Consider the following 22,795-nt stretch of genomic DNA (forward strand, 5'->3'; position numbering starts at 1 on the left):
GCTCGCCCGTGCGACCTGACGAGACGACGGGCTCGCCCGTGCGACCTGGCGAGACGACGGGATCGCTCTCGCGACCGGGCGAGACGACCGCGACGATCACCGCCGCCCCTCCCGTCGGCGGCCACGGAGGCCTTCTGCCCGACCACGACGCCATCGCCGAGTGGCGGCGGCTGCGCGAGCGGCTGGCGCACGCCGGCAGGGACACCGCCGCCGTCACGCTGGCCGCCATGGCCGGCGGCATCCGGCGTACCGTGATCAGCACGATCGCGGGAGCGGGCCTCGGCCACGCGGGCGGCGACCTGTCGGTCACCGACATCCTCACCACCCTGTACGGCGCCGTGCTGCGCGTCGATCCGGCGGACCCTGCCTGGCCGGACCGCGACCGGCTGATCCTGAGCAAGGGCCACTGCTCGGTCGCTCTCTACACCACGCTCGCGACCTGCGGTTTCTTCCCCGCGGAGCGGCTGAGCACGTTCGCGGCCCCGCTCTCGCCGCTCAACGGCCACCCGAGCCGCAGGTCGGTGCCCGGCGTCGAGACCAGCACCGGCCCGCTCGGGCACGGCCTGCCGGTCGGCGTCGGCATCGCGGTCGGCCTGCGGCTGCGCGGCTCGGCGGCCAGGACCGTGGTGGTGCTGGGCGACGGCGAGCTGCAGGAGGGCAGCAACTGGGAGGCCGCGATGGCGGCCGGGCATCGGGGGCTCACGTCGCTGACGGCCGTCATCGACAGGAACGGCCTGCAGCAGGGCGCCAGGACCAGCGCGACCAACGAGCTGGAGCCGCTCGCCGACAAGTGGCGGGCGTTCGGCTGGGAGGCGGTCGAGGTGGACGGCCACGACCATCTGGCGCTGCTGGACGCCGTCACCGCGCCGCACGCCGCGGGCCGGCCGCGCTGCGTGATCGCCAGGACCGTGAAGGGGCGAGGGGTTTCGTTCATGGAGGATCGGGTGGAGTGGCATCACCAGGTGCCGGACGCCGGGCAGGCCCGCACGGCTCTCGAGGAACTGCGTTGATCGTCGAGGAGCTGCACGACTGCAGGGACGCCTTCGCCGACGAGCTGGTCCGGCTGGCGCGAGCCGACAGCCGCGTGGTGGCCGTCTGCAACGACTCGGTGGGGTCCAGCAAGCTGGGCGCGTTCGCCGCGGAGTTCCCCGACCGGCTGGTCAACGTGGGCATCGCCGAGCAGGACATGGTCGGCATCGGCGCCGGGCTGGCCAACGCGGGGCTGGTGCCGTTCGTGTGCGGGGCGGCGACGTTCCTGACGGCCAGGGCGCTGGAGCAGATCAAGGCCGACGTGGCCTACAGCCTGGCCAACGTCAAGCTGTGCGGGATGAGCCCCGGGCTCGCGTACGGCGCGCTGGGGCCGACCCACCACTCGACCGAGGACCTGTCGTGGCTGCGCGCCATCGCCGACCTGCCCGTGATCGTGCCCGCCGACCCCGCGCAGACCCGCGCGGCGATCAGGTGGGCGGCGGAGACGGACGGGCCGGTGTTCCTGCGGATCGGCAGGTTCCCGGTGCCGGACGTGTCGCCGCCGGGCGCCCCCGCCTTCACGTACGGGCGGGCGCTGCGGCTGCGCGAGGGCGTGGACGCCACGATCGTGGCGACGGGCACGATGGTGAGCCGGGCGATGCGGGCGGCGGCGCTGCTGGAGGAGCGCGGCGTGCAGGCCAGGGTGGTGAACGTGGCCACCGTCTCCCCCCTCGACCGGGACGAGATCACGGCGGCGGCCCGGCAGACGGGCGCGGTCGTGACGGCCGAGGAGGCGGTGCCCACCGGCGGGCTCGGGGCGGCAGTCGCGGAGGTCGTGCTGGAGACGCGGCCGGTGCCGATGCGGCTGCTCGGCACCCGCGCGTTCGCGCCGACCGGGGAACCGGACTTCCTGCTGGAGCACTTCGGGCTCACCGCCGACGGGATCGCCCGGTCGGTGCTGGAGGTGCTGGGGCTTGACCACGCTTGAGAACCCGCTCGTTCTCGGGGTGGATCAGGGGACGAGCGCGACCAAGGCGATCCTGGTGGACGCGGCGGGCGAGGTGGTGGCACACGCCTCCGCGCCGCTGTCGCGGCGGCACCCCGAGCCGGGCCTGGTCGAGCAGGACGCCGAGGAGCTGTGGCGCAGCCTCCTGGACGCGGTGGCCGCCTGCCTGGGCAACCGTGATGGTGCGGGCAGGGTGGTGGCCGTAGGGCTGAGCGTGCAGCGGGAGTCGGTGCTGCTCTGGGACCGGGCCACGGGCGCGCCGGTGGGACCGCTGGTGAGCTGGCAGGACCGCCGGGGCACCGAGCTGTGCGCCCGGCTGGCCGCCGAAGGGGCTTCCTCTCTGGTATGCCGGATCAGCGGCCTCCCCCTGGACCCGATGTTCTCGGCGGCCAAGGCGGCCTGGCTGCTCGGCCGGCACCGGGGTGACCTCTGCCTGGGCACGGTCGACTCGTGGCTGTTGCACCGGCTGGGCGGCGGGCACGTGATCGAGGTGGGCTGCGCCTCCCGTACGCAACTGCTGGACGTGCGGCGGCGGGCGTGGAGCCCTGAGCTGCTGGAACTGTTCGGCGTGCCGGAGGAGGCGCTGCCCCGGGTGGTGCCGTCCACCGGGGCGCACGCCGACGCGAAGGCGCTGCATCCCGCCCTGGCGGGGGTGCCGGTGTCGGCGGTGCTCGGCGACTCGCACGCCGCCCTGTACGCGCACGCGGCCGGCGAGCCTGGCCGCGTCAAGGTCACCTACGGCACGGGCTCCTCCGTGATGGGCCTGGCGCCCCCCGGAGCAGCGGCGACCCAAGGCGCAGGCCAAGGCGCAGGCCAAGACGCGGACGCGGGCACAGGCCATGGCGCAGGCGCGGACGCGGGCCAAAGCGTGGACGCAGGCGCAGGCCATGGCGCGCGCGCAGGCGCGGGCGCAGGCCCGGGCGCAGGCCAGGGCGCTGGCGCGGGCGCAGGCCAGGGCGCTGGCGCGGGCGCAGGCCAGGGCGCTGGCGCGGGCGCGGGTGAGGGGTTGTGTTTGACGATCGCGTGGGACGACGGCACGCCCGCGTACGCCCTGGAGGGCAACATCCTGTCCACCGGCGCCACGATCGCCTGGCTGGCCGGGGTCCTGGGCGTCGGGGCCGATGAGGTGGCGCGGCTCGCGACCCGTGGCCGCCGGGGTAGGCTGCAGATCGTGCCGGCGTTCGGCGGCCTCGGGGCGCCGTGGTGGGACGACCGGGCGGAAGCGATCATGACGGGTCTCGGCCTGGACAGCCGGCGGGAGGACATGGCGAGGGCGGCGGTCGACTCGATCGGGCTGCAGGTCGGCGACGTCGTGTCGGCCTTCGAGCGCGCGGCGGGCCCGGTGGCCGAGCTGCTGGCCGACGGCGGGCCCACCGCGAACGGCGACCTCATGCAGTGGCAGGCGGACGTGACCGGTCACGCGGTGCGGGTGGCGTGGCGGCCCGAGCTGTCGGCGCTGGGGGCGGCGCATCTCGCGGGGGCGGCGTCCGGTGTATGGTCCCGCCGGGAGCTGTCCGGGCTGCCTCGCCATGGGCGGCGCTACACCCCCGTTCTGCCGGTGTGCGAACGGCGCCGCGCCCTAGCAGAATGGCACTCGGCAGTGGCCCGGGCTCGCCACCGGACCAGCAGGAGCGGCGGAGCCGAAGCGGAGGCCAGCGATCGTGGCAGCTGACAGTCAGTTCGAGAAGAGCCGCGCGGACACGGTGAGGCTCGGCGGTCGCCGGCTGAGCCAGGAGTCCGAGCGCATGCGGCTGCTGGTCCGCGTCGCGCGCCTCTACCACGAGCACGGCGTGCGGCAGCCGCAGATCGCCGCCCAGCTCCGTATCTCGCAGCCGCGGGTGTCGCGGCTGCTGAAGGAGGCCGCGGAGATCGGCATCGTGCGCACGGTGGTCGTGGTGCCCAGCGGCGTGCACGCGCTGCTGGAGGAGGACCTGGAGCGCAAGTACGGCGTGGAGCAGATCATCGTCGTGGACGCCGCGGGCGAGAACCACGACGTGGTGGCCGCGCTGGGCTCGGCGGGCGCGACGTACCTCGACGCGACGCTGATCGGCGGCGAGCATCTGGGCATCTCGTCGTGGAGCGCGAGCCTGCTGGCGACGGTGGAGGCCATGCAGCGCCGTCCGGTGCGGGTGGCCGAGGAGGTCGTGCAGCTCATCGGCGGCGTGGGCAAGGGGTCGGCGCAGGTGCAGGCCACCAGGCTGGCCGCGCATCTGGCCGATCTGACCGGCGCGGAGCCGGTCTTCCTGCCCGCGCCGGGGCTGGTGGGCTCGTCGGTGACGCGGCAGGCGCTGTCCGACGACCACGTGGTGCGGCAGGTGGTGGACGCCTGGTCGCGGCTGACGACGGTGCTGGTCGGGATCGGCAGCCTCAACCCGTCTCCGCTGCTGCAGGAGAGCGGCAACGCGATCGGCGAGGAGGAGATGGGCACGCTGCGCGGGCTGGGCGCGGTGGGTGACGTGTGCCTGCGCTTCTTCGACGCCGACGGGCGGCTGGTCGACTCGCCGCTGGAGGACCGCATTCTCGGCATCTCCGCCGCCGACCTGCTGCGCGTGCCGCGGCGCATCGCGATCGCGGGCGGGCGGCGCAAGACCGCCGCCATCAGGGCGGCGCTCAGGGGCGGCTGGGTCAACACCCTCATCACGGACGTGGGCGTGGCGGAGGAGCTGCTGAAGGACTGACGCGCCCCCGAAGACCAGGAGCGCCCCTGGACAGGGCCGTCGTGCGCGTGCCGCACGGCGGCCTTCGCCGTTCCTGGAGGAGTCCTGAGAATTTACCGGCGCGTCATCTGGCCGAGAAACCGCTCTTGACAGTCACTTCGGTGTCGTTCACGATGTGATGCAATCCACTCCATTCATGGCTGAATAAAAATTCTCACCTAGCGACAGCGTGGTCCGGAGTGTGCCGATTCATGGCACAGCCCTGCCTATTCCCGGGGCGGAAAGAGAGCGTTTCGATGGCCGAGGCCCCTGGCTTCGATCCCCAGCAATCAGAATTCAGCCGCCGCACTTTCGTGCGCTCGGCGGCCTTGGCCACGCCCGCCGTGGCCTGGGCGGGCCCGGCCGCGGCGGCCTCCCCGACGCCCCAGCCCAGCGGCGGCCCGAGCGCGAGCGCGCCGGCGACCGCCGCGGCCAAGCCCAAGATCCCGGCCTTCCCCGGCGCCGAGGGCGCGGGCATGTACACCACCGGCGGCCGGGGCGGCGCCGTCTACGAGGTGACCACCCTGGACGACGACGGCCCCGGGTCGCTGCGCGAGGCGGTCGCCAGGTCGGACGGCACGATCGTCTTCCGGGTCGCCGGCAACATCAGGCTCAAGGGCGGGCTCGACATCACCGGGTCCAACCTCACGATCGCCGGCCAGACCGCCCCCGGCCACGGCGTCACCGTCATCGGCAACGAGACGCAGATCAAGGGCAGCAACATCATCCTGCGCCACCTGCGCTTCCGCGGCGGCGACGAGATGGGCACCCCGATCGACACGTTCGGCGCCCGCGGGGTTAAGGACCTCATCATCGACCACTGCTCCTTCAGCTGGGGCGTGGACGAGTGCTTCTCCGTCTACGGCAACACCAACGTGACCGTCCAGTGGTGCATCATCTCCGAGGGCCTGACGAACTCGGTGCACGACAAGGGCCGGCACGGCATGGGCGGCCTGTGGGGTGGCGACAACATCACCTACCACCACAACCTGCTGATCCACGAGAACGCGCGCAACCCGCGCTTCAGCTTCACCGAGGGCATGAGCCTGGTCGTCGACCACCGCAACAACGTGATCTACAACCACGGCATCACCTCCTGCTACGGCGGCGAGTGGTCCAACGGCATCAACCTGGTCGGTAACTACTACAAGCCGGGCCCCAACACGCTGCCGAAGATCGCCAGGGAGATCGTCGCACCCGGCCGGTTCGGCCAGTGGCACGTCAGCGGCAACGAGATCGAGGGGCACGCCGACGTCACGGCCGACAACACGCTCGGCATCACCTACCCGATCGGCGGCATCACGCTGCTGCCGCAGCCGGTCGAGTTCGCGAACGGCATCACCGAGCAGCCGCCGCGGCAGGCGTACGCGACCGTCCTGGAGCAGGCGGGGGCCACCCTGCCGCGGCGGGACGCCATCGACGCCCGGCTGGTCGGCGAGGCGCGCACCGGCACGGGCCGGCACATCAACTCCCAGAAGGACGTGGGCGGCTTCCTGCCCTTACCCACCGAGGTGGCCGCGCCCGCCGACACCGACAAGGACGGCATCCCGGACGAGTGGGAGACCGCGCAGGGGCTCGACCCGAACAACGCCGACGACGCCAAGACCGCCGGGGCCGACGGGTACACGAACCTGGAGCGGTACCTGAACTCGATCCAGCGGGCCGGAGCGGCCAACCCCACGGTGGCGATCACCTCCCCCACGATCGACCAGGTGTTCGCGGCGAACAAGGACAAGCAGCCCGTCGCGATCACGGCCGACGCCAAGGCGGCCGACGGCGCGACGATCGCCAAGGTCGAGTTCTTCCACGGTGACGAGAAGATCGGCGAGGCGACGGCGGCGCCGTACCAGGCGACCTGGAAGGGCGTCACGGACGGCACCTACTTCCTGACGGCCAGGGCCACCGACAGCACCGGCTCGGCCACCACCTCCTCGCTGGTGCCGATCCACGTCAACCGCGTCAGGACGCACTCGGGGTGGCAGGTCAAGGACATCGGCGAGGTGCCGATCCCCGGGAACACGGCGCTCAAGGACGGCGTGTTCACGATCAAGGGATCCGGCAAGGTCGCCGGCTGGAAGGACTCCTTCCACTTCGCCTACAAGGCGGTCGGCTTCAGCAAGCGCGGCGAGGTCCTGGAGATCACCGCCCGGCTGGACGGCGTGAGCAAGAACCACGTGGACGCCGTGGCCGGGATCATGATCCGGCAGGACCTGGAGCCGAACTCGCCGTTCATGATGGCCGGCATCGGCTACTCGGCCAGCAACGAGGACGGCTCTCGCAAGCGGGCCAAGGCCATCAGGGTCGCCTCGCACGGCACGGCGCCGAGCGTCGGCGTCTACCCGCCGACCAGCGAGGATCCGCTGGACGACGACAAGTCGTACTGGCTGCGGCTGGTCTGCCGGAGCCTGCCGACCGGCGGCGACACCGAGTTCGAGGCCTTCCTCTCGGAGAACTCGCTCAACTGGGAGCGCATCGGCTACGAGCGCATCGTCATGCGGACCGGCAGGTTCTACGTCGGCCTCGCCGTGGACGGCAACCAGGAGCCGAACGGCGTCCACGTCTACACCACGGCGACCTTCAGTCAGGTCAAGGTCAATCGTTAGACCCCGAACGGAGCACCCATGACAAACGAAGCGTTCACGAGGAGGAGCCTGCTCCGGGGCGGCGGCCTGCTGATGCTCGCCACGGCCACCGGCTGCAGTTTCTTCGACACCAGCCCCAGCGCGGCCGGAGGCGGCGCCGCCCAGGTCGCCGACGCCTCGGCCAAGGAGGCGCCCGCGCTGGCGGAGCTGGTCAAGGCCGGCAAGCTGCCGCCGCTGGAGCAGCGCCTGCCGAAGAACCCGCTGGTCGTGACCCCGCTCAAGGAGCCCGGCAAGTACGGCGGAAGCTGGAGCTCGGCCATGGTCGGCGAGGACGACCTCGACTGGCTGTACTACACGCTCGCCTACGAGCCGCTGGTCCGTCTCAAGCCCGGCACGAACGGCCAGAAGGGCCCGGACGACATCATCCCGAACGTCGCCGAGTTCGAGGTCAAGGACGGCGGCCGGGAATACGTCTTCCGCCTGCGCGAGGGCCTGAAGTGGTCCGACGGCCAGCCCTGCACGGCCGACGACATGCTCTTCGCGTTCGAGGACGTGACCACCTACCACGACCTGCACACGACCGGCGTCTACGACCTGTTCCTGGAGAACGGCAGCACCACCGAGAAGGCCAAGGTCGAGAAGGTGGACGAGCGGACCGTGCGCTACGTCTACAAGGAGCCGAAGGCGGGCCTGCTGTTCCAGATCGCGGTCTCCACCTTCGAGCGGGGCGGGGCGAGCGGCCTCCTGCTGCCCAAGCACTACCTCAAGCAGTTCCACAAGAAGTACAACCCGGACGCCGACCAGCTCGCCAAGGAGCAGCAGCTGGAGGACTGGACCCAGTTGTTCATGAACAAGAACGACGTCCCGCACAACGCCGAGATGCCCACGCTGCACCCGTGGAAGATCAGCAACGCGCTCGGCAACGGCACGGCGGTGGTGGCCGAGCGGAACCCGTACTACTGGAAGGTCGACCAGCAGGGGCGCCAGCTCCCCTACCTCGACCGCTTCAGGGCCGAGGTCCTCGGGGACGTCGAGGTGGAGCTGCTGAAGATCATGAACGGCGAGATCACCATGCAGACCCGCAACTTCAACACGCCGGAGAACAAGCCGCTGATCGCGCAGAACGCCGAGAAGGGCAAGTACCGGATCTTCGACGTGCCGAGCCGGCTCAGCAACACGATGATCATCCAGTTCAACCAGACGATCGGCGACGACGACCTGCGGGAGCTGTTCCAGAAGGAGGACTTCCGGATCGGGCTGTCGTACGCGATCAACCGCAAGGAGATCATCGACGGCGTGTACGCGGGCCAGGGCGAGCCGTGGCAGGCGGCGCCCTCCAAGGCCAACGCCCTCTACGACGCCGGCTTCGCCAAGCAGTACACCGAGTACGACGTCGCCAAGGCCAACGAGCTGCTGGACAAGGCGGGGCTGACGAAGAAGGACTCCGGCGGCAAGCGGCTCGGCCCCGACGGCAAGCCGCTGACCATCACCGTCATGTCCAACACCGACTTCCCGCACCACGTGCAGGCGCTGGAGTTCGTCAAGAAGCACTGGGACGCGGTCGGGGTCGGCCTGCGGGTCGATCCGGTCGCGGCCACGCTGTACACCGAGCGCACGATGGGCAACAACCCGCAGGCGTCCGTGTACACGTGCAGCGACTTCGACATCATCACCGGCACCGGCGGCGACCACTACTACGTGCCGAGCAACTCCGGCAGCGCCCGCTACGCCATCCGCTGGGCCCTGTGGTACGGCAGCAAGGGCAAGAACGGCGACGAGCCGCCGGCGGAGGTGCGCGCGCAGTTGGAGGCGTTCACCGCGATGCGCAACGAGCCGGACTTCAACAAGGCGCTGGAGCACGCCAAGGAGGTCGTGCGGATCTCCAAGGAGCAGTTCTACGCGATCGGGATCAGCTCGTACCCGAACGAGTACGGCATCGTCTCCAACACGCTCAAGAACGTGCCCGACTCCATGGCCAGCGCGCAGGTGACCCCCGGGCCGACCATGCCCGAGCAGTACTCCTTCTGAGGTGGCGACGTGCTGAGATATTTCGGCCGCCGCCTCGTGTACGTGGTGGTGACGCTGTGGGCGATCTCGATCGTCACGTTCGTCATCATCAACCTGCCGCCGGGTGACTACGTCTCGACGGTGATCGCGAACGCGCAGGCGGGCGGGGAGAGCCTCACCCCTGCGCAGATCACCAACCTCCGGCTGCGGTACGGGCTGGACGACCCGCTCCTCGTCCAGTATTGGCGCTGGATCTCCGCCATCGTCCTCAACGGCGACTTCGGTCAATCGTTTGCCTGGAAGCAGCCGGTCTCGACGCTCATCGGCGAGCGGGTGCTGCTCTCGGCGATCCTGTCGGTCAGCTCGCTGCTCCTGGTCTGGGCGATCGCGTTCCCCATCGGGATCTACAGCGCGGTCAAGCAGTACTCCATCGGTGACTACGGCTTCTCCTTCCTCGGCTTCATCGGGATGGCGATCCCCGAGTTCATGCTGGCGCTGATCCTCATGTACATCGGGTTCCGCTACTTCGGCGCGAGCGTGGGCGGGCTGTTCTCACCGCAGTTCCAGGACGCGGCCTGGAACCTGGGCAAGGTCCTGGACCTGGCGGGGCACCTCTGGGTGCCGATCGCGGTCATCGCGGTCTCCGGCACCGCCGGCATGATCCGGGTGACCAGGGCGAACCTGCTCGACGAGCTCTACCGGCCCTACGTGCACACGGCCAGGGCCAAGGGGCTGCCGGAGTGGAAGCTGCTGCTGAAGTATCCGGTGCGGATGTCGCTCAGCCCGTTCTTCAGCACGGTCGGCTGGCTGCTGCCCGGCCTGATCGGCGGGGAGACCATCGTCTCGGTCGTCATGAGCCTGCCCACCGGCGGCCCGCTGCTGCTCAGCGGCGTCATGAACCAGGACATGTACCTCGTCGGCAGCTTCGTCATGATCCTCAGCGTGCTGACCGTGGTCGGCACGGTGGTGAGCGACCTGGCGCTGGCGTGGTGGGACCCGCGCATCCGCAAACGGTACAACAGAGAGTAGCGCCACATGTTTCTCAGGCGACCCACGAGACAGGAAGCAGGGACGCTGCCGCAGTGGCGGCTGATGTGGCGGCAGTTCCGCAGGCACCGGCTCGCCATGATCGGGGCGGGGATCCTGATCCCGGTGTACTTCGTGGCCATCTTCGCGGAGTTCTTCGCGCCGATGTCCAGCTCGACGGCGAACACCTCGCTGACGTACGCGCCGCCGCAGGTCCTGCGCTTCTCCGGCGAGCACGGCCTGCACGTGTACGGGTACACGACCGAGCGCGACCCGGCGACGTACGCGCAGACCTACACCGAGGATCCGTCCCAGGTGACCGAGATCGGGCTGTTCGTGCACGGCGACGAGTACAAGCTGCTCGGGCTGATCCCGTCCGACCTCCACCTGATCGGCCCGGAGACCAAGGGCCGGCCGTTCTTCCTGCTCGGCTCCGACGCCAACGGCCGCGACCTGCTGTCCAGGCTGATCCACGGCGCCCGGGTGTCGTTGTCGATCGGCTTGGTGGGCGTGGCGGCGAGCTTCCTCCTCGGCATGCTCATCGGCGGCGTCTCCGGATACTTCGGGGGCGGCGTCGACAACGTCGTGCAGCGGGTCATCGAGTTCCTGATGGCGATCCCGACGCTGCCCCTGTGGATGGCGCTGTCGGCCGCGCTGCCCACCGACTGGGGGCCGCTGACCCGATATTTCGCCATCACGGTGCTGCTGTCACTGATCGGCTGGACCGGCCTGGCCCGCGACGTGCGCGGCCGGTTCCTGTCGCTGCGCGAGGAGGACTTCGTCACCGCCGCCCGGCTGGACGGCGTGGGCCGGCTGTCGATCATCTTCCGGCACATGATCCCGTCGTTCGCCAGCCACATCATCGCGTCGCTGTCGCTGGCCATCCCGGCCATGATCCTCGGCGAGACCAGCCTGAGCTTCCTCGGCCTGGGGTTGCAGGCTCCGGCCGTGAGCTGGGGCGTGCTGCTGGAGGGCGCGCAGAACGTGCGCGTCGTGGCGAACGCGCCGTGGCTGCTCGCGCCGGGCGTCGCGGTGGTGGTCGTCGTGGTCGCCATGAACTTCTTCGGTGACGGGCTGCGCGACGCGGCCGATCCGTACGGCAATAGGAGGGTGAGCAGGCGTGCCCGCAGACGACGTGCTGCTTGAGATCGAGGACCTGCGCACGCACTTCCTCATGGACGACGGCGTCGTGTGCGCCGTGGACGGCGTGGACCTGCGGGTCCGCAAGGGCGAGACGCTGGCCATCGTCGGCGAGTCCGGCTGCGGCAAGAGCGTCATGGCCCGCTCGATCCTGCGCCTGGTGGATCCGCCGGGCCAGATCGAGGGCGGGAGGATCACGCTGTACCGCGAGAACGGCCCCGTCGAGCTGGTCGGCGCGGACACCAAGCTGCTGCGGCAGGTCAGGTGGAACGACATCGCGATGGTCTTCCAGGAGCCGATGGCCTCGCTCAGCCTCGTGCACACCATCGGCAGCCAGATCGTCGAGGCGGTGCGGCTGCACGACAACGTCGGCAAGGCCGCGGCCCGCAAGCGGGCGATCGAGATGCTTGACCGGGTCGGCATCCCGATGCCGCACCGGCGGGTGGACGCCTACCCGTTCGAGCTGAGCGGCGGGATGCGGCAGCGCGCCGTGATCGCGATGGCGCTGTCGTGCCGGCCCAGCCTGCTCATCGCCGACGAGCCGACGACCGCGCTGGACGTCACCACGCAGGCGCAGATCCTGGAGCTGCTGCGGGATCTGCAGGACGAGTTCGGCATGGCGATCATGCTGATCACGCACGACCTCGGGGTGGCGGCGCAGGTGGCCGACAGCATGGCCGTCATGTACCTGGGCCGGGTCGTCGAGTACGGCACCGCCGAGCAGGTGCTGGCCGCGCCCCGCCACCCCTACGCGCAGGCGCTGCTGCGCTCGATGCCCCGGCTGGGGCGGGCCGGGCAGCGGCGGCTGACGGCGATCAAGGGCATGGTGCCGGCCCCGTACGCGCGGCCGGACGGCTGCTTCTTCCACCCGCGCTGCGACCACGTGGTGGCCGGGCGGTGCGACGCGGTGGAGCCGCGCCTGCTCCAGGTCGGGGACCGCCAGGTCTCGTGCCTGCTGTACGAGGAGGAGGACGTATGAGCACCGAACCGCTGCTGCGGATCGAGGGACTCACCAAGCACTTCCCCATCCGCAGCGGCCTGCTGGGCCGGCAGGTCGGCGCGGTGAAGGCGGTGGACGAGGTCGATCTGGACCTCGCGGCGGGCACCACGCTCGGCCTGGTCGGCGAGTCCGGCTGCGGCAAGACGACGCTGGGCCGGTGCATCGTGCGGGCGCACGACCCGACCGGCGGGCGGATGCTCTACCGGCGGCCCGACGGCTCGGTGATCGACGTGGCGGGGCTGAAGGAGAAGGAGCTCAAGCCGTACAGGACGGAAGTGCGGATGATCTTCCAGGACCCGCACTCGTCGCTCAACCCGCGCAAGACGCTGCGCGAGATCATCGGCGAGCCGATGCGGGTGCACGACTACGGCACCAAGGAGGAGATCGACCAGCGCGTCGGCGAGCTGCTCGAACGCGTCGGCCTGCGCCCCGAGTACGCCGGCCGCTACCCGCACGCGTTCAGCGGCGGGCAGCGGCAGCGCGTCGGGATCGCGCGGGCGCTGGCGCTCTCGCCCCGGCTGGTGGTCGCCGACGAGGCGGTCAGCGCGCTGGACGTGTCGGTGCGCGCGCAGATCCTCAACCTGCTGATGGACCTCCAGGAGGAGTCGGACCTGGGCTTCCTGTTCGTCAGCCACGACCTGGGCATCGTCGAGCACGTCTCGGACGTGGTCGCGGTCATGTACCTGGGCCGGGTGGTCGAGCAGGCTCCCACCGAGGAGCTGTACACGCGGCCGCTGCACCCCTACACCGAGGCGCTGCTGTCGGCCGTGCCCGACCCCGACCCGGCGGCCAAGCGGCACCGCGAGCGGATCAAGCTGCTCGGCGACATCGCCGACCCGGCGAACGTGCCGCCTGGATGCCCGTTCAACCCGCGCTGCGTGTACGCCAGGGACGAGTGCCGCACCGAGCGCCCGCCGCTGCGCGAGGTCGGCGGGCGGCGGGTGGCCTGCCACTTCGCGGAGGAGCTGGACCTGCGCGGCGTCCCCGACCCCGACGTACGAGAGGTGACCGCATGAGCGACCCCCGACCCGGCACGGCCGTCCAGGCGGCCGACCCGCGCTTCGACGGCGTCGTGCGGCCGTCCGCCGTGCTGCCCGGCGCCCGCGAGGCGCTGCTGCCGGTGCCGCACGGCCCCGACAACCACGCGGTCAACCTGCTGCTCACGCGCGGCGGCGACCTGCTGTCCACCTGGTTCAGCGGCCCGAGGGAAGGCGACCCCGGCACCAACGTGGTGGTCTCCCGCCGCACCGGCGACCGCTGGGAGGAGCCCCTGCTGGTCGCGGCGGACCCGCTGCGCAGTGAGCAGAACCCGGTGCTGTTCGAGGACGGCGACGGGCTGGTGTGGCTGCTGCACACCTCCATGGAGCCGCACGACCAGACCACCGCGCACGTGGTGGCCCGCACCTCGGCCGACGCCGGCCGCACGTGGAGCGAGCCGCGCGTGCTGTTCGCCGAGCCTGGCACCTTCATCCGGCACCCGCCCGCCGTCCTGGACGACGGCACGTGGGTGCTGCCCGCCTACCACTGCACCGCCGCCGGCGACCACAGCGTGGTCAAGCTCAGCGCGGACGGCGGGCGCACGTGGACCGAGCACCAGGTCCCCGGCAGCGGCGACCTGGTGCAGATGACGATCGCCCAGCGGCCCGGCGGGGCGCTGCTGGCGATGTTCCGCGACCGGCGGGCGGGGCGGATCCACGCCTCTGCCTCGGCCGACGGCCGCACCTGGTCCGCTCCTGAGCGGACCGGACTGCCGAACAACGACTCCTCCGTCCAGCTCACGAGGCTCGGCGACGGACGGCTCGCGCTCGTCTACAACGACGCGAGCCTGGAGCGCGACCAGTTCAGGTGGGTGACCAAGAACGGGCAGCGCCGCAGGAAGGCGCTGCGCACCCCCCTGGTCGTCGCCCTCTCCGAGGACGGCGGCGCGAACTGGCCGCACCGGCGGGTGCTGCAGGACTCCGACTCCGAGTACTGGCAGAACGAGCTCGGTTACTCCTATCCGAGCGTCATCGACGGCCGAGCAGGGCGGCTGCACGTCGCCTTCTCCTACCTGAGGAAGACCATCAAACATCTGGAGATCGACGCTTCATGAGACTCAGACAGAGCTTCTTATACGGCGCGCTGGCGGTCGCCGTCGGGGTGCCCTCGTACGTGGCGGGCCGGCCTGACGACGGAGACGTGAAGGTGGCGCCGACCGGCGCGTACGCCTGCCGCCAGGACGTGGCCGCCCCCGACCCGGCCGTGCCCAAGGTGCACGCCGCCGCCATCACGCAGGCTCCGACGGGCGACCTGCTGACCGTCTACTACGGCGGCACGTCGGAGGGTGCCGCGAACCAGGCGCTCTACCTGTCGCGCCTGGAGGCCGGCAAGCGGACCTGGTCCAAGCCGGAGGTGGTGTTCGACGAGCCGGGCAAGGCCGACGGCAACCCGGTGCTGTGGTCGGACGGCGAGCGGGTCTACCTGTTCTTCGTCGTCATCGAGGGGCACGGCTGGGAGCAGGCCTCCATCCGGCTCATCACCTCCGACGACGGCGGACGCACCTGGGGCGAGCCGAGCACCATCCGCTCCGAGTGGGGCTGGATGGTCGGCACCAACCCGATCCGCATGTCGAACGGCGAGGTGCTGCTGCCGATCTACGACGAGGCGAACTCCACGTCCGGCTTCTACGTCTTCAGCCAGGACCTGAGCACGTGGAAGGCGTATCCGGAGGACACCGGGGCGTGGATCCGCACGCCGGGCGGCTCGATCCAGCCGACGGTGGTGGAGGTGGAGCCGGGCAGGCTGGTCGCCTACCTGCGGACCGGCGACAAGGCGATCCACAAGAGCGAGTCCACCGACTTCGGCCGCACCTGGAGCGCTCCCGTCGCCGAGCCGATCGGCAACCCGAACTCCCGCGTCGCCGCGCTGAAGCTGGCCGACGGCAAGCTCGTGCTGGCCTACAACCCGTGGGTGGAGCACCGCTCCCCCATGCGCGTGTCGCTGTCGCCCGACAAGGGGCGCACCTGGGAGAACACGGTGGACGTCGAGGCCCAGTCGGGCCCGCAGTTCACCTACCCGGTGCTCACGCAGAGCGCCGACGGCTTCATCCACATGGTCTATTCCTACAACCGCAACAACATCCGCCACGTGGTCTTCAACGAGGAGTTCCTCCGCAACTCGGTGGGCCTGCTGTCCAACTGGCCCGAGCACACGATCACCGAGTTCAGGAACAACGTCCGGCGGAACGTCGTGCGCCAGTGCAGTTATTCGCCCGCCAAGGAGAGTGAATGATGAGCAAGGTTCGTGGGATCGCGCTGCTGGCACTCGCTCTGTCCGTCACCGCCGTCCCCGCCAACGCCTCGGCGGCGGCCTGCAAGGACGTCGGCAACAAGTACAACCTGCCGTTCCAGGTCTGCGACGACGAGCTGTTCATCTTCGCGGCCAACTACAAGCCGTTCGAGGCGACCGTCGCGGACGAGCAGGGGTCCGCGACCAGGGTCTTCGACGAGGTCATCGGCAACAAGCTGCGCGCGGCGTTCCCCGACGTCAAGATCAAGTACGCCACGTGGGACTACCCCGTGCGGTACGAGGACCTCAAGAAGGCCGGGGTCACGCCCGACATCATCATCGAGGACCCGAAGAACCGCATCGACCGCGACCTGGAGCCGCTGGGCTGGGTCGGCGACCTGACCGCCGACCTCCAGGCGGCCGGCATCGACGTGAACACGCTGAACAAGGCCGCCGTGGAGCTGACCAGGTCGCGCTCCGACGGCGGGATCTACGGCGTGCCGCTGTTCATCGACGAGCACGTGCTGCTCTACAACAAGAAGATCTTCGACAAGTTCCGGGTGAAGTATCCCTCGCCCGGGATGACGTACGACGAGGCGTACAAGAAGGCCAAGCAGCTCACCAGGGACGACGGCCTGGACCACTACAAGGGCTACATGCAGCACCCCGACCAGTACCTGGACTTCAACCAGGCCGGTCTCTACCCGTTCCTGCCGACCACGAGCGAGCAGCCCGCGCCCGAGGACGTCAAGGTCGACATCAGCAGTGACGCCTGGAAGAGCTACGTCGACAACCTGTACCGCTTCCTGGAGATCCCGCGCAACGAGTTCACCACCGTCACCGACTTCTTCAAGGGCGACATGAGCCAGCCGGGCCACCTGGCCATGGCGGTCGAGACGCTGTCGCGGCTGAACATGTACGCGGGCAGCGAGCTGTTCATCGAGGACGGCGACGAGGCGGCCTTCGCCGAGCAGGCCAAGAGCGTGGACATCGGGGTCAGCGCGGTCCCGGTGCTCAAGCGCGGCGGCAAGACCATCTACCAGCCGAACACGAGGGCCGCGTTCGTCCCGCCGTCGGCAGCGCACAAGGATCAGGCGCTGCGGATCGTGAAGTGGCTGGTGTCGGAGGAGGCCCAGACGGAGATCTCCAAGCAGGGCATCAAGGCCGTGCTGCAGACCGACGCCGTCGTGTCGAACTTCGGCAAGAACGTGCCCGAGCTGGCCAAGCTCGACACGTCGGCCGTGTACTGGGGCGAGAACGCCGTCGTGACGAACTACCAGAACACCGAGTTCTGGGACCTGCCGCTGTGGTCGGTCTACCGCCAGCACATCCTGCGTGACGGCGGCACGCCCGAGCAGGCGCTGGCCCTGTCCCAGCAGCAGGACATCCCCAACTACATCAAGGCGCAGGCCGCCGCAGGGAAGGATTGGTAACACTGTCCCCCACCGTGGAACGCTGGGGCGTCCACGAGATCGAGCTGACCGGGCCGTCCGACGGCAACCCCTTCGCTGACGTTCGTCTGTCGGCCCGGTTCCAGTTCCGCAATCGCATCGTCGAGGCCGACGGCTTCTACGACGGCGACGGCGTCTACCGCGTCCGGTTCATGCCGGACGCGGTGGGTCCGTGGAGCTACACCACCGTCAGTAACGTGACCGAGCTGGACGGCCACGCGGGCGCCTTCGAGGTGTCGCCCGCCGCCGAGGGCAACCACGGCCCCGTGCGCGCGTCCGGCATCGACTTCGAGTACGCCGACGGCACGCCGTACCTGCCGTTCGGCACCACCGCGTACCACTGGACGCACGACCTGGACGAGGAGCGCGAGCGGCGCACGCTGCGCACGCTGGCCGCCTCGCCCTTCAACAAGCTGCGCATGTGCGTGCTGCCGACCGGCGCGATGACGCCGCCCGAGCTGCCGTTCGCCGGCACGGACCCGGACGGGCTGGACAAGACCCGGTACAACCCGGTCTTCTTCCGCCACCTGGAGGCCCGCGTCCGGGACCTGCTGGAGCTGGGCGTCGAGGCCGACATCATCCTCTTCCACCCCTACGACTTCGGCCGGCGCGGCATCCAGGACATGGGCAGGGAGACCGACCACGCCTACCTCCGTTACGTGATCGCCCGCCTGGCCGCCTACCGCAACGTGTGGTGGTCGGCCGCCAACGAGTACGACTTCAACAAGTCCAAGACCGTCGAGGACTGGGACGACATCCTGCGCACGATCGTGCGGCTCGACCCGTACGAGCACCTGCGCTCCATCCACAACGGCACCCGCATGTACGAGGTCGCCACCCTCTACGACTTCACCAAGCCCTGGGTCACCCACCAGAGCATCCAGCACTGGGACGTCACCCCCACCGACGAGTGGCTGCGCGCCTGCGGCAAGCCCGTGGTGCTCGACGAGATCTGCTACGAGGGCAACATCGGCAGGCGCTGGGGCAACGTCACCGGCGAGGAGCTGGTGGACCGGTTCTGGGAGGCCATGGCGCGCGGCGGCTACGCGGGCCACGGCGAGTCGATGTCCGGCTTCGAGGAGCGGGCGTGGATCGGCAACGGCGGCGGCCTGTACGGGCAGAGCCCCGCCAGGATCGCCTTCCTGCGCCAGGTCATGGAGGCGCGCCGCGACGGCGTGCTGCTGCGTTACCTCGGGCGGCGGCAGGCGTCCGCCGTCACGGTGGACCTGCCCGACGACGGCTGCGCCTACGAGGTCGAGCTGATCGACGCCTGGAACATGACGATCACCCCGGTGGACGGCGCGCACCGGAAGCAGGCGCGGGTGGCGCTGCCGCGCCGGCCGTACCTGGCGCTGCGGATGACGAGGGTTTCATGATCATCAATGGGATGGCGACGACCGCGCTGGCCTGGCACCTGCAAGGCGCCAACCGGCGCGCCAGGACGCTCGCCACGCTGGAGTCCTCCCCCTTCGACCGGGTCCGGATGGCGGCGCTGGCGGGCCGGTGCAGCCTCGACTCGCTGGAGGAGCGGGTGACGGAGCTGGCCGGGATCGGGGTGACGGCCGAATTGGTGCTGCTGCACCCGGACGACGGCATCGCCGACGCGGACGCCGCGGCCCGCTGCCTGACGGAGGTGGTGCCACGCCTGGCCGCGCATCCGAACGTGTGGTGGTCGCTGTCGGCCGACCCCTCGCTCTTCCCCGGCATCTCCGAGCACGACTGGGTGCGCCTGGCCGGCCTGGTCGCCGAGGAGGACCCCGGCCACCACCCGCTGTCCATCACCGTGCCCGCCGAGTCGCCGCTGCTGTGGCGGCGCGGCTTCACGCACGGCAGCGTCGCCGCGCGCAGCCCGCGCGACGCGTGGGTCCAGACGCGCGACCACCACCAGCCGGTCGCCATGGACATGTGCGGCTACGAGGGCGACGCGCCCGACCCCTGGCTCAGCCTCACCCCGCAGGAGGTCGTCGCCCAGGCCTGGGACGGGGCCGTGCGGCGGCGGTGCGTCACGCACGGGGAGTCCTACCTCGACGAGGACGGCCTGACCTGGTCGCAGGGCGGCGGGACGCTCGTCGGCGAGGCGGTGCCGCGGCTGCGGCTGCTGCGGCAGGTGCTCGTCACCATCCCGGACGAGGCCGGGTACGTCGACCGCGACGCGCCGATGCTGCAGGTGCCCGGGGAGTACTACCTGGAGTTCTGCGGCGAGCACCGGTTCCCCGAGCGCGCCTACGACGTGCCGGAGGGCCGGTACGAGGTCGAGGTGATCGACACGTGGGGGATGACGGTGACGCCGCACGGGGTACAGGAGGGGCCTTCGGTGACGGTCCCGCTGCCCGGGACGGTCGGGCAGGCCATCCGGCTGCGGCGGGTGTCATGACGCTCCCGCGCATCGCCGAACCCGGGGGGAAGCTCGTCGAGGTGGTGGCGGGTCCCGACGGCCCGGAGCTGCACCTGAGCCACCGGGACGCGGGCGGCCCGCATCTGCGTGCGCCGCTCCGCGGCCTGCTCACCGCCTCGGCGGGCCGGCCGTGGCGCGTCGAACCCGCCGAGCCCGGCGCCGTCCACCTGCGCGAGGACACGGTCGTGGTGACCGCGCGGGCCGGCGGGCTGAGCGCGAGCCTGAAGCTGGCCTTCACCCCCGGCGGCCTGCTCACCCTCACCACCATCTGGCGCAACGACACGGACGGCGAGCTCGCCGACGTGGCGGCGGGCCTCCTGCTCCCCCTCCCCGTCCAGGACGCCCACGTCACCATGCCGGGCGTGCTCTACAACGACAACCCGTCGTCCGGCCCGGACCGCCAGGTCCCGCACCTCGGGTACGTGTGCGAGGAGCACCGCCTGCCCATCCCCGCCGTCAACGCCGCCTGGGACGACCGCTACCTCAGCCTGTTCGCCCACCCGGAGGCCATCAGGGACGAGGACGGCAAGGTCGCCTACGGGTCGCTCGGCGTCCTGCCGGGGCCCGCGGTGACGGCGATGAGCGGCGTGATCGCGTTCAACGGCGAGCCCGACGTCTGCTACGTCAGCAAGGCCCAGGTGGAGGCGCGGCCGCTCGGCTACCGGGACCTCGCCCCAGGAGAGACGATCGTCACCCGCCACACCCTCGACTGGGGCCCGGTGGAGCCGCGCGGTCTCGGGTTCACCAAGCTCGTGCACACCCGGCTCTACCAGAACGAGGCCGCCAGGCCGCTGCCCATCGACGAGATCGTCCGGCTGAAGACCATCGCCATGGACGCGCGCTGGGACGGCGACGGCTACCTCGCCTACGAGGGCGTCCGCCACGGCCGGCCCCGCTCGTACCTGTACGGGTGGACCGGCCAGTGCATGAAGCTGGCGCGGTGCGACGCCATGCTCGGGCGCTTCGAGCGGGCCGGGCGGGCGGCGGGCTTCTACGTCGAGGGCAGCGCCACGCCGGTGCGCGGGCTGCGCCACGCCCGCTACCTGGTCGACGAGGGCCGGTGGGAGATGTTCCGCAGGAACGACGCCGACTTCGTGTCCAGCCGCGCGCACGGAGAGACGATCGCCGACCTGGCGGCGCTCGCGCTGCAGTTCAGGGAGGCCGGCCTAAACGTGCCGCCTGGGTGGCAGGAGGCGGTGGAGGACGCCGCCGCGCTGTTCTGGCACACGCGGCTGCCCGAGGGCGTCGTCCCGATCGGCTGGACGCCGCACGGCACGGCGGTCTCGCCCATGGTCAGCGCGGCGGGCATCGCGTGCGTGCAGGCCATGCTGGGGGCGTACCGGCTGAGCGGGGAGCGCATGTGGCTGATGCGCGCCGAGGAGGTGCTGGCCGATTACCACCGGCTGCACGCGGCCACGTACGAGCGGCCGTTCGCGCACGCCACCCTCGACGCCTCGGGCGAGGACAAGGAGGCCGGGATGTACTTCTTCCTGGCCGCCTGGGAGCTGTACCAGCTCACCGGCCAGGAGCGGTACGCGCAGTGGGCGGAGACGGCGGCCGACTGGCTGCTGACGTTCGTCTACGTGTGGTCGCCCGAGTACGACAAGGGCAGCACGTTCGAGCGGCGCGGCTTCAAGGCGTGCGGCTGGCCGACAGTCAGCGTCCAGAACCACCACCTCGACGTGTTCTTCCCCACCTCCGAGCTGAGCGACTTCGGCCTGACCACCGGCCGGGCCTGGTACGCCGAGCAGGCGGACCGCATCCTGCACGCCATGGGCCAGGGCATCTGCCAGGAGCCCGGCGACTGGGGCTTCCAGACCCCCGGCGAGCAGGGCGAGGGCTTCTTCCAGACCAACTGGCAGCGCACCGGCGAGGCGAACACCTGGAACCCGTCCTGGGTGATCGCGCTGCCGCTCTACCACGCCCTGCGCATGAGGAAGGTGTCATGAAGTTCGCCACCGAGGAAGAGGCCTGGCGGTACGCGGACGAGCTGCGGGACCGGGTGCGCCCGCCGCAGTTCCCCGACCGCTGGTTCGACGTGACCTCCTACGGGCAGGGCACGCAGGCGTTCAGGGCCGCGATCCAGGCGTGCCACGAGGCGGGCGGCGGCCACGTCCGCGTCCCACCGGGAACGCACCCGACCGGCGCCATCCACCTGCTCAGCAACGTGGACCTGCACGTCGAGGCGGGCGCGACGATCCTGTTCAGCACCGACCCCGCCGACTACCTCCCGGCCGTCCACACCCGCTTCTCCGCCATCGAGTGCTACAACTACTCGCCCTTCATTTATGCCTACGGCCAGGAGAACATCGCGATCACCGGCGAGGGCACGCTCGACGGCTCGGCGGGGCCCGAGCACTGGTGGCCGTGGGTGGGCACGCCGGAGTTCGGCTACCGCGAGGGCATGCCGTGGGAGGACGAGGACTGGGCCGCCCTGCAACGCATGGCCGCCGATGGCGTGCCGGTCGAGGAGCGCGTCTTCGGCGCGGGCCACTACCTGCGGCCCAACCTGATCCAGCCCTACCTGTGCAGGAACGTGCTGGTGGAGGGGGTGCGTATCGTCCGCTCCCCCATGTGGGAGATCCACCCGGTGCGGTGCGAGAACGTGCTGGTCAGGAACGTGTCCATCTACTCGCGCGGCCCCAACAACGACGGCTGCGACCCCGAGTCGTGCCGGTCGGTGGTCATCTCCGGCTGCGTGTTCGACGTCGGCGACGACTGCATCGCCGTCAAGGCCGGGCGCGGCCCCGACGGGCGCCGCGTCGGGGTGCCGTGCGAGGACGTGCTGATCGAGGACTGCGAGATGCGCTACCGGTACGGCTCCGTCGCCATCGGCACCGACACCACCGGCGGCATCCGCAACGTGTTCGTCCAGCGCTGCCGGTGGGGCGGCAAGGGGCTCTACTTCGGGCTCTACATCAAGACGAACTCGGTGCGCGGCGGCTTCGTGGAGAACGTCTACGTGCGCGACGTGGAGGTCGGCGAGCTGACCAAGGAGGTCGTCTCCATCGACCTCTACCACGGTGACGGGCACAACGGCGACGACCCGCCGCCGATCCGCGACGTGCACGTGGCGGGGGTGCGCAGCGATCGCACGCGCAGCGCGTACCTGCTGCGGGGGTATCCCGAGCAGCCGCTGCGGGACATCACGATCAGGGACAGCTCGTTCGCGCGGACGTCGCGGGCGGACGTGGCCATGGACGTCGAAGGCCTGTCGGTCACCGGGGTCACGGTCGGCTAGCCGCACGCGCTTCGA

General features: G+C 70.8%; 17 protein-coding genes. All 17 read left to right on the top strand.

The features are described from left to right. Positions 1-8: 8 nt before the first annotated feature. The 17 genes from ABD331_RS03660 (at position 9) to ABD331_RS03740 (ending at position 22,780) form a co-directional block, all read left to right on the top strand. A complete protein-coding gene (locus ABD331_RS03660; RefSeq protein WP_344470798.1) occupies positions 9-1,010 on the top strand; it encodes a transketolase in 1,002 nt (333 codons plus the stop codon). Beyond that, positions 1,007-1,957 (top strand): transketolase family protein, encoded by a 951-nt coding sequence (locus ABD331_RS03665; protein ID WP_344470799.1) that lies wholly within the window; start codon positions 1,007-1,009, stop codon positions 1,955-1,957. Before ABD331_RS03660 ends, ABD331_RS03665 begins: the two co-directional genes overlap by 4 nt. Next, positions 1,944-3,647, top strand: a complete 1,704-nt coding sequence (locus ABD331_RS03670) for an FGGY family carbohydrate kinase (RefSeq protein WP_344470800.1) — start codon at positions 1,944-1,946, stop codon at positions 3,645-3,647. Before ABD331_RS03665 ends, ABD331_RS03670 begins: the two co-directional genes overlap by 14 nt. Then, the gene (locus tag ABD331_RS03675; protein ID WP_344470801.1) at positions 3,637-4,653 is read left to right on the top strand and encodes a sugar-binding transcriptional regulator; all 1,017 of its coding nucleotides are present in this window, start codon (positions 3,637-3,639) and stop codon (positions 4,651-4,653) included. Before ABD331_RS03670 ends, ABD331_RS03675 begins: the two co-directional genes overlap by 11 nt. Positions 4,654-4,928: 275 nt before the next feature. After that, positions 4,929-7,274, top strand: a complete 2,346-nt coding sequence (locus tag ABD331_RS03680; RefSeq protein ID WP_344470802.1) for an Ig-like domain-containing protein — start codon at positions 4,929-4,931, stop codon at positions 7,272-7,274. Between the two features lie 18 nt (positions 7,275-7,292). Beyond that, complete coding sequence (locus ABD331_RS03685) at positions 7,293-9,281, top strand: ABC transporter substrate-binding protein (RefSeq protein ID WP_344470803.1); 1,989 nt, start codon at positions 7,293-7,295, stop codon at positions 9,279-9,281. Positions 9,282-9,290: 9 nt separating this feature from the next. Further along, positions 9,291-10,289, top strand: a complete 999-nt coding sequence (locus ABD331_RS03690) for an ABC transporter permease (protein WP_148442183.1) — start codon at positions 9,291-9,293, stop codon at positions 10,287-10,289. A 6-nt stretch (positions 10,290-10,295) separates the two neighbouring features. Continuing rightward, positions 10,296-11,432 carry an ABC transporter permease gene (locus ABD331_RS03695; RefSeq protein ID WP_344470804.1) on the top strand — a complete coding sequence of 379 codons (1,137 nt, stop codon included), beginning with the start codon at positions 10,296-10,298 and terminating at the stop codon, positions 11,430-11,432. After that, positions 11,407-12,405, top strand: a complete 999-nt coding sequence (locus ABD331_RS03700; RefSeq protein WP_344470805.1) for an ABC transporter ATP-binding protein — start codon at positions 11,407-11,409, stop codon at positions 12,403-12,405. The genes ABD331_RS03695 and ABD331_RS03700 overlap by 26 nt, the downstream gene beginning before the upstream one ends. Beyond that, complete coding sequence (locus ABD331_RS03705; protein WP_344470806.1) at positions 12,402-13,442, top strand: ABC transporter ATP-binding protein; 1,041 nt, start codon at positions 12,402-12,404, stop codon at positions 13,440-13,442. Before ABD331_RS03700 ends, ABD331_RS03705 begins: the two co-directional genes overlap by 4 nt. Continuing rightward, entirely contained in the window at positions 13,439-14,518 is a 1,080-nt protein-coding gene (locus ABD331_RS03710; protein ID WP_344470807.1) for a sialidase family protein, read from the top strand. Before ABD331_RS03705 ends, ABD331_RS03710 begins: the two co-directional genes overlap by 4 nt. Beyond that, positions 14,515-15,696, top strand: coding sequence for a sialidase family protein (locus ABD331_RS03715; RefSeq protein ID WP_344470808.1), 1,182 nt, complete (start codon positions 14,515-14,517; stop codon positions 15,694-15,696). Before ABD331_RS03710 ends, ABD331_RS03715 begins: the two co-directional genes overlap by 4 nt. Further along, complete coding sequence (locus tag ABD331_RS03720; RefSeq protein ID WP_344470809.1) at positions 15,696-17,126, top strand: ABC transporter substrate-binding protein; 1,431 nt, start codon at positions 15,696-15,698, stop codon at positions 17,124-17,126. The genes ABD331_RS03715 and ABD331_RS03720 overlap by 1 nt, the downstream gene beginning before the upstream one ends. A 14-nt stretch (positions 17,127-17,140) precedes the next feature. Next, positions 17,141-18,520: a DUF5060 domain-containing protein gene (locus ABD331_RS03725; protein WP_344470810.1), complete on the top strand. Its 1,380-nt coding sequence runs from the start codon at positions 17,141-17,143 to the stop codon at positions 18,518-18,520. Beyond that, positions 18,517-19,518 carry a DUF5605 domain-containing protein gene (locus ABD331_RS03730; protein ID WP_344470811.1) on the top strand — a complete coding sequence of 334 codons (1,002 nt, stop codon included), beginning with the start codon at positions 18,517-18,519 and terminating at the stop codon, positions 19,516-19,518. Before ABD331_RS03725 ends, ABD331_RS03730 begins: the two co-directional genes overlap by 4 nt. Beyond that, complete coding sequence (locus ABD331_RS03735; RefSeq protein ID WP_344470812.1) at positions 19,515-21,488, top strand: hypothetical protein; 1,974 nt, start codon at positions 19,515-19,517, stop codon at positions 21,486-21,488. Before ABD331_RS03730 ends, ABD331_RS03735 begins: the two co-directional genes overlap by 4 nt. Next, a complete protein-coding gene (locus ABD331_RS03740; RefSeq protein ID WP_344470813.1) occupies positions 21,485-22,780 on the top strand; it encodes a glycoside hydrolase family 28 protein in 1,296 nt (431 codons plus the stop codon). The genes ABD331_RS03735 and ABD331_RS03740 overlap by 4 nt, the downstream gene beginning before the upstream one ends. Positions 22,781-22,795: the final 15 nt, after the last annotated feature.

It is taken from the genome of Nonomuraea monospora, from assembly GCF_039531895.1.
GTDB lineage: Bacteria > Actinomycetota > Actinomycetes > Streptosporangiales > Streptosporangiaceae > Nonomuraea > Nonomuraea monospora.

Coding starts and splice junctions, on each gene's coding strand:
- ABD331_RS03730 (WP_344470811.1), top strand. CDS start 18,517: ATGATCATCAATGGGATGGCGACGACCGCGCTGGCCTGGCACCTGCAA.
- ABD331_RS03695 (WP_344470804.1), top strand. CDS start 10,296: ATGTTTCTCAGGCGACCCACGAGACAGGAAGCAGGGACGCTGCCGCAG.
- ABD331_RS03710 (WP_344470807.1), top strand. CDS start 13,439: ATGAGCGACCCCCGACCCGGCACGGCCGTCCAGGCGGCCGACCCGCGC.
- ABD331_RS03720 (WP_344470809.1), top strand. CDS start 15,696: ATGAGCAAGGTTCGTGGGATCGCGCTGCTGGCACTCGCTCTGTCCGTC.
- ABD331_RS03680 (WP_344470802.1), top strand. CDS start 4,929: ATGGCCGAGGCCCCTGGCTTCGATCCCCAGCAATCAGAATTCAGCCGC.
- ABD331_RS03685 (WP_344470803.1), top strand. CDS start 7,293: ATGACAAACGAAGCGTTCACGAGGAGGAGCCTGCTCCGGGGCGGCGGC.
- ABD331_RS03740 (WP_344470813.1), top strand. CDS start 21,485: ATGAAGTTCGCCACCGAGGAAGAGGCCTGGCGGTACGCGGACGAGCTG.
- ABD331_RS03735 (WP_344470812.1), top strand. CDS start 19,515: ATGACGCTCCCGCGCATCGCCGAACCCGGGGGGAAGCTCGTCGAGGTG.
- ABD331_RS03715 (WP_344470808.1), top strand. CDS start 14,515: ATGAGACTCAGACAGAGCTTCTTATACGGCGCGCTGGCGGTCGCCGTC.
- ABD331_RS03705 (WP_344470806.1), top strand. CDS start 12,402: ATGAGCACCGAACCGCTGCTGCGGATCGAGGGACTCACCAAGCACTTC.